The 6,849-nt window shown below is 63.6% G+C and carries 5 protein-coding genes and 1 pseudogene; 2 read left to right on the top strand and 4 right to left on the bottom strand.

Annotated features, from left to right (window positions below; translation table 11 throughout):
- Positions 1-164, top strand: a pseudogene (locus tag BWR60_RS36585) (IS256 family transposase); the annotation flags it as partial.
- Between the two features lie 870 nt (positions 165-1,034).
- Here BWR60_RS36585 and BWR60_RS28340 read toward each other — a convergent pair.
- The 4 genes from BWR60_RS28340 to BWR60_RS28325 all read right to left on the bottom strand — a co-directional run bounded on the left by BWR60_RS28340 (position 1,035) and on the right by BWR60_RS28325 (position 5,856).
- Positions 1,035-2,255 (bottom strand): hypothetical protein, encoded by a 1,221-nt coding sequence (locus tag BWR60_RS28340; protein WP_088155330.1) that lies wholly within the window; start codon positions 2,253-2,255, stop codon positions 1,035-1,037.
- 498 nt (positions 2,256-2,753) lie between these two features.
- A complete protein-coding gene (locus BWR60_RS28335) occupies positions 2,754-3,716 on the bottom strand; it encodes an MBL fold metallo-hydrolase (protein WP_179221984.1) in 963 nt (320 codons plus the stop codon).
- 131 nt (positions 3,717-3,847) lie between these two features.
- Positions 3,848-4,867, bottom strand: a complete 1,020-nt coding sequence (dctP, locus tag BWR60_RS28330) for a TRAP transporter substrate-binding protein DctP (protein ID WP_088155334.1) — start codon at positions 4,865-4,867, stop codon at positions 3,848-3,850.
- Positions 4,868-4,986: 119 nt separating this feature from the next.
- The gene (locus tag BWR60_RS28325; RefSeq protein ID WP_088155326.1) at positions 4,987-5,856 is read right to left on the bottom strand and encodes a hypothetical protein; all 870 of its coding nucleotides are present in this window, start codon (positions 5,854-5,856) and stop codon (positions 4,987-4,989) included.
- Positions 5,857-5,957: 101 nt separating this feature from the next.
- Here BWR60_RS28325 and BWR60_RS28320 point away from each other — a divergent pair, with 101 nt between their 5' ends.
- Positions 5,958-6,833: a 3-keto-5-aminohexanoate cleavage protein gene (locus BWR60_RS28320; protein ID WP_088155324.1), complete on the top strand. Its 876-nt coding sequence runs from the start codon at positions 5,958-5,960 to the stop codon at positions 6,831-6,833.
- Positions 6,834-6,849: the final 16 nt, after the last annotated feature.

Below are 6,849 nucleotides of genomic sequence, written 5' to 3'. Positions count from 1 at the left end.
TCGGCATCTTCCCCGACGAGGCCGCCATCATCCGCCTGGTCGGCGCCATCCTGCTCGAGCAGAACGACGAATGGGCCGTCCAGCGCTGCCGCTATATGACCCTGGAAAGCGTCGCCCCCTTGGGCGATCATCCCGCCGTCAGCCTGCCTCATCTGACAGCCTGACCCTTCCCGGCCATGCCGGGAAATCACGGTGACCCCTCGTCACCTACACCACTCCCTGGGACACGACCCCCAATGTACGTGACGGTCGGCCTATGTGGCGACCAGATGTTCCCCGTCGAGTAGCGCCCGTATCTCCTGTCTTTCCCGGGCGTCTCACGCTCTTCGATATGGATACGATGCATCCCCTCTCCTGGCGGAGCGAACAGGATTCGGTGATCTCTTTCATGAAAGGCACGGTAAATTTCGTTGGCGAGATCGAGAGCGTGAGCCAGATGGGCCTCAGATACGACGATGTCAGGTAGAATTTGCTTATAGGGCCGCAGGAATTCGCCTTCCTCAACCTTGCGTGATTTACGGAAATGCTCTTCCACTCCAATCAACATGGGGTGGCGACCGGGTCTGACGGCCTTTATCACAACCGCACCACCCGCCCTTCGCGAAACACGGCTTTTGAGGGGTGCAGCGAGGGGCTTGTTCTTCGCCCAGGTCAGTTGATCGCCTGGCCGCGCAGCCGGCAGGTCAGGACGCGGTTTGGCTTTCCCAACTGCCTTCTTCTGCCAATACCCAGCGGGTGGACGAGGCACATTGAGCGCCTCGCAAACCCGAGCGAGATAGGATCCAGACACTCCGAGCTTTTCAGCGAGATGGCTGATCGCTGTGGCCCAGACCTGCTCATAGAGGTCCTCGCGGGAGATCTCGAATGTTTCGGATTCCATGTTCGGTGCAGGTCGCAGTGAAAGTACGGCTGAGGCCCATGCGGAGAAGATAGCCCAACGGCATCGTCGCCAAGAGACGATAGATGACGCTCCCGGACCAGGCCTCCCATCAACGCGGCAACCCGGTGCGGCTCGCCCACACTGATCTGCCTCTCTACGCGGCTTTGCGTTGACCTCGGACTCTCAACCGAGTTGCGTCAAGCAACCTGCCGCGTCGAATCACAGTCTCATTCACCGCGACCGCCAGCGCCTGCTCCGGGCTGACGGAACCGTTGGGTCCAACGATCGACACCAACGAGACGGAGCCGGCAATCTGCTGTTTGGCAATGCGAATCGCCCCTCGAGCCGCAGCGGCCCAGGCATAGGCGGCGCCAGCCGACACAGCCCGCACCTTGATGACCTCCTTGGCCGAGTTTCCATCTCGGAAGGTCACCTCCCACTCCTCGCCGTCACCCGTCCACCCCGAGTCGAGAAACTCTCTGCGAAGGGCCATCTGCAACGCCAGGGCCCGGGAAGCATTCCACTCGTTCTCGGGATTGAAACAGAAACCGGGAAGATCGAAGCCGATGTGGAGCCATGGCTCAGGGTTGATTGGCGTGTAGAAACGCCTGTCGCCTCCGCCCGTGTGGGCCCTGAACAGCATCAGAAAGGTCCAGTCGACCGGAGCGAGCATTGGAGCCGCCCCCAATGCCCGGATGCGGATATCCAAGGCAGAAAAGGCCTGGCAAGCGGATTGCGCCTGCTTGGCCACCTCGGCTAGCTTCCCTCCCGTCAAAGGAGCGTCCTCGGGAAAGCTGTCAGCGACCCATTCTACAATATCATCGGGACTCGTGGCCCGACGGTTGGAAAGCCGCCGCCTGCCCGGCACGAAATTTTGCAGCCGCACATGAGTCAGCCCCTTGTTGGGGAGATTCGATAGCGCATAGAGCGGCCGAATAGCAGCATCGAACTCGCGGACGAGGGCCATGGACTCCTCAAGCCAGGCGATGTCCTCATCGCTCAAACGCAGACCGAGTTTCTCAACCATCGACCAATCGTGACCATAGCTCTCACCCGTCGGAGCCAATGCCGCCAGAAGTCTTTTGGCGATCCAGGCCTCAATATTGAATTCTTCAACCAGAAGCGCGACCTGGAATTTCCGGCGTTCAGCCGCAGCCTTAGGCGGCAGCATTTGATCCGGAACACCGACTTCAGGTGTAGTGCGTATCGTGCTTAGAAGCTCCGACCAACTACTATAGCCCATCAATCGGGCGACGAGTTCCTGGGCGCGAGACAGCTTGATGTTGAAGCCCATCAACCCAACGATCTCGACAAGCCTCTTGGCCTTCTTCTTGGCCGGAGAATCGGTGAGCAGACGGTAGGCGTGCGGATGCATGGCTTCCTCCATTGATGAAAGGACAGACCCCGACGGAAGAGGGTACAGCCCCGATCTGGCAGCGATGGCCGGAAGCCTTCGTCATGAACGACAGGGTTTCGCAGAACCCAATATTTAAAAAGCTAGTCCACTGTGCGTCACCGCTCAAGTGCGATTCACGGCTCGGGCATGCCACCCGCATCTGACATTGGACTCCGCCAACAGCAGATCGGTGGTCATGCCGCCGAAGCCCCCTCAGAGTTCGCTCGCCTTCAAAGGTCGGCCCGCGAGCCCAGACCGGCTGATCCGGTCACTGTGGCAGTTTCAGTGTGTCAATCGGCGTTGGAACGGGTAGTCCCGCCGGATGCTGTCGGCGGCTTGAATCACATTGCCGGCCGGCAAGCGCAGCCCGCCAGAATGATGCATCGGCTGAGCCCCAACCAGGCGTCCGGCTGATCTAGTCGTAGCCGACGTTGCCGGATCCCTACCTCGCCAAGTCAAATTTGAAGTCGAAGACACTCAGCTCTCTGTTGAAACCGGTACGAAGGCGTAGTTGCCCATGGTGCGCTCGAGAAACCCAAGGCCAGGCCGCGGGAAATGGTAGGAGTGCACAAGGAATCGCTCAGTGGCTGCCATGTCGAATAGGCGCCGACGCGTCGATACGGCGAGCGCACCGTCGGCATCACCCGCGAACTGCCAATCCGGATACTCAAGGGACAGCGGATGGTGGGCGACATCGCCGAGCGTGAGAATCGTCTCACGGCCGGCGGAGATCAGAAATGAGACATGGCCGAGGGTATGGCCCGGGCTAGCGACGACGCGGACTCCGGGCACAGGTATGTCACCGGCGATGAACTCAATGCGCTCGCGCAATGGCAATAGCGCCGCGGCCACACCGCGCACAACCTGGGCCAGCAGCCCACCCGGTGGAACCGATTCCTCGCGGGTCCAGAACTCGAAATCCGTCTGCGTCACCAGGATCCGGGCGTTGGGAAAGGCCGCTTCGCCCTCCACCGTGATCAACCCGCCGGCATGGTCGAGATGGGCGTGCGTCAGCAGCACGTGCGTGACGTCCTCGGGTGCGATGCCGGCTGCGTTGAGGTTCCGGCGTAGGCGCCCCGTGGTCGGGCCAAAGAACGGGTTTGGGCCGACGCCGGCATCCACCAGCAGGCACTGGCCGGGCATCCTCGCGACCAGGCAGTTCTGTTGCACCACGAACTCGCCAGACGCATTGCCGTCGCGCGCGACGATCTCTTGGAGCTGCTGCCGCGGCGCCAACGGATAGTTATCACCAGGCGGACCAAGGTGCATCGGACCGTCCGAGATCACGACGATCTCGACGTCACCGAACCGATACCGATCGACGCCTGCGGCCATCACGGGGTCGGAAGTCGCCACAGGGCCGCGGCGAGAGGCGCCGGACGGCGCGACGTCGTCACTTGGTGAAGTCGAGATCTGGTCGCCGAGGGATAGGCGGTTCATGTCAGTCTCCGGGTTGCCTGGATGATGTCGCTCGGGCATGGCAGTCGCCGGGTATCGGTCCCCGGTCAGTCGGCTCAAAGATCGGGATCCGGCCCCTATGGGGAATCGAAGCGCCCACGGAGGACGCGGCGTCAGTTGCCGGTGTATCCAGCGGACGTCTCGACCATCTCGACCAGTCGCGGGTCCAGCTTGGCCGCCCATTTGTCGAAAATCGGCCTCGTCGCGTCGCGGAACCGCTGACGCTCCTCCGACGTCAGGATCGCCACATCCACGCCCGACGCCTCGATCTCCTTAAGCAGGGAATCGTCCTGCTGGGTCAGGCCTTTGCGCTTCAGCTCGCGCATCCGGCTCCCCAGCTCGACCGCAGTGGCGCGGACCACCTCCTGGTCTGCCGGTGTCCAACTGTCCCACACCTCCTTGTTCACTGCGAAGACGACGGGCTCCCAGCAGTAGTTCAGCAGGGTCAGGTACTTCTGCCTCAGCGTCACCAGCTTCAGCAGATTGAAGCCCTCGACGCTCTGGTCGGCGCCGTCCACCGCCCCGGTCGCGAGCGCGGGCTGCATATCCGCGGTGCTCATCTGCGTCGGGTTGGCGCCGAGCGCTGCGTACAGGTCGGTGAACAGGGGCGACCCGACGGCCCGAATCTTCAGGCCCTTCAGATCCTCGGGCGCGCGGATCGGATGCCTCGAATTGGCGATGATCCGGAAACCGGAATCGCCCCAGGCCAAGGGCTCGACGCCGAGCCGCCGCAGGCGGTCGAAGACGTAGTCTCCCGCCGGGCCGGACACCACAGCGTCCGCCGCCTCGTTGCTCGAGATCAGGAAGGGCAGCGAAAAGACGTTGAACTCCTTGACCTGCGGCGACCAGCTGATGCCGGCGCCGAGGGCCATGTCGATCACACCCTCGCGAAGCGCGGAGAACTCCCGCGTCTGGTCACCGCCGACCAGCATCGCGTTGGGATAAACCTGGATGTTGATCCGGCCGGCCGTCCTCTCCCGCACCGCATTCGCCCAGTCCTCGGCGATCACGCCGAAGCTTACAGGCTTGCCCAGCACGACCGAGAGCTTGTACTCGGACTTATAGTCTCCAGCCCAGACGGGCCAGCCCCAGAGCAGGCCGATAGCGGCGGCCGCGACTGCGATCCTCAGCATCTTCACGATATCTTCCTCCCTGTGGGTTTTCCTACGGTGCTGGCGCGCCAGGCGACTGCAGGGCACGACACCGCTCCGGGACAGCCCAGTCGTCCTGCATGGCAGGAGGCGATGCGCGACTACAGGCTGTCCAGGGCCTGCAGCACGGATTCCTTCAGGCGAGCCCCCAACCTGAACCCGAGGCGATGCGCCGAATTATTGGCGTAGGAGATGACGCCGTTCTCCCAGGTGTCTCGGCCGTCGCTGATGGCCGCGGAGTCGTTGCTGATGCCGACGCCAGCGATCGCCAGTGCATCGATTGCGGCAAGCCCGGCGATTCCCGCCTCCTCCTTGCCAATGCCGGCATCGTTCAGAGCGACGAATGCGGTTTGGAATTGTCGAGCCACCAGCCCCGACGCCATCCCCCCGTTCGACCCCGCGACCACGATCTGCCCCCGGTCCTCCGGAGTGATGAACGAGATGCTGTCCATCGCCACGACACGACGTCCGGCGGCCTCGTGGACCACCGTCCGGAACGCCGAGGCCCGCGGGCTGGGCTGGAGGGTTCGTGGGGGCGTCGCCGGCTGCTCCAGGTGGCGCGCGAGAGCCGGCGCGAGATCGTCGCCGAGCCGGAACCCGCCGCGGATTGCCGTCTTGTTGGCGAAGCTGATCACACCGCTCCGCCAGCTGTCCATGCCGTCGCCGATGCGCGCGGAGGCATGCGACACCGCCAGCGCCATGACGCCTAGTCCGTCCAGCGCCGCCATGCCGGCAACGCCGGCTCGGCCTTTGCCGAAGCCGGCGTCGTTGCAGACCACGACGGCGGGCGCAACGCCCGCGGCATACTCCCCAGCGCTCGATCCGCCATGGGAGCCGGTCACGACAACCTGCCCCGCATCTTCGACCGTCGCAAAGGATATGGAGTCCATGACCAGCACCCGGCGGCTGCCGTGCTCGAGGACGACGGTCCTCGCGCCCAGAGCCGCGATCTCTTCCGCTGTTGATGTCAACGGCACCTCCTCACGACGTCTCCGTTCCCGATCGGGATTGCGTGGAGTTTAGTTTAGCAATATGAGGAATGCAACGTTACTAAACTCTACCGAGGTTACCTATGAAGAAGCTGATCATCGAGGTCCGCCCGAACGAGAATGCGATGCGCGACGCAAACCCGCACGTCCCCTGGTCTGCGGAGGAGATCGGCCGGGACGCCGCCGAGTGCCGCGACGCGGGAGCCTCGATGATCCATTTCCATGCCCGCACCTCGACCGGCGGCCCCAACCACAGTACGGCCGGCTATGGCGCCGCCATCGCCGCGATCCGCGACCGCTGCGACCTCCTGCTGGCGCCCTCGCTCGCAAACGCGCCAGGCGCCACAGCGGCGGAGCGAATCGGCAATCTCAGGGACAATGCGGGCAACCCGCACACGAGATCCGATTTTCTGGTGGTCGAGCCAGGATCCGTGAATCTGGATCTGTATGAGGCTGGGAAGGGAGGCTTCGTCTCCCGGGACAAGGTGTTCATCAACTCATACGAGACCGTCGACTTTTTCCTCAAAGAGGCGAAGGCACTGGGTTTCGCACCTTATCTCACCTCCTTCAACGTCAGTTGGACGAGGGCTGTGTCGGCCCTTCTCGAGACGGGCGCGGTCAAGGGTCCGGCGCCGCTCCTCTTGGTGTTCGGCGGCCCATCCTTCATCGCGGCACATCCGGGCAACCGGCGAGGGCTGGAGGCCCAGCAGGCCTTCCTGCCACAGGACGGGTCCGTCGAATGGATCGCCTGCTGCCATCGCGGAAGCGTGATCCCAATCGCGACGAAGATCATCGCCGGGGGCGGCCACATCTCGATCGGCCTCGGCGACCACCCATACCGGGAATTCGGGCAGCCGTCGAATGCGGACCTGGTCCGCCACATCGCCCGGATGGCCCGTGCGATGGGCCGCGAGGTGGCGACGCCGCAGGAAGCCCGCGCGATGCTGGGCCTCGCGTGACTCTCGCTCCGGTTCA

Source organism: Inquilinus limosus, assembly GCF_002195995.1.
In the GTDB taxonomy this organism is placed as follows: Bacteria; Pseudomonadota; Alphaproteobacteria; order DSM-16000; family Inquilinaceae; genus Inquilinus; species Inquilinus limosus_C.
Note: the sequence above shows the minus strand (reverse complement) of the source record. Positions and strands in the feature narration are given on the sequence as shown.

Coding starts and splice junctions, on each gene's coding strand:
- BWR60_RS28340 (WP_088155330.1), bottom strand. CDS start 2,255: ATGCATCCGCACGCCTACCGTCTGCTCACCGATTCTCCGGCCAAGAAG.
- dctP (WP_088155334.1), bottom strand. CDS start 4,867: ATGCTGAGGATCGCAGTCGCGGCCGCCGCTATCGGCCTGCTCTGGGGC.
- BWR60_RS28335 (WP_179221984.1), bottom strand. CDS start 3,716: ATGAACCGCCTATCCCTCGGCGACCAGATCTCGACTTCACCAAGTGAC.
- BWR60_RS28320 (WP_088155324.1), top strand. CDS start 5,958: ATGAAGAAGCTGATCATCGAGGTCCGCCCGAACGAGAATGCGATGCGC.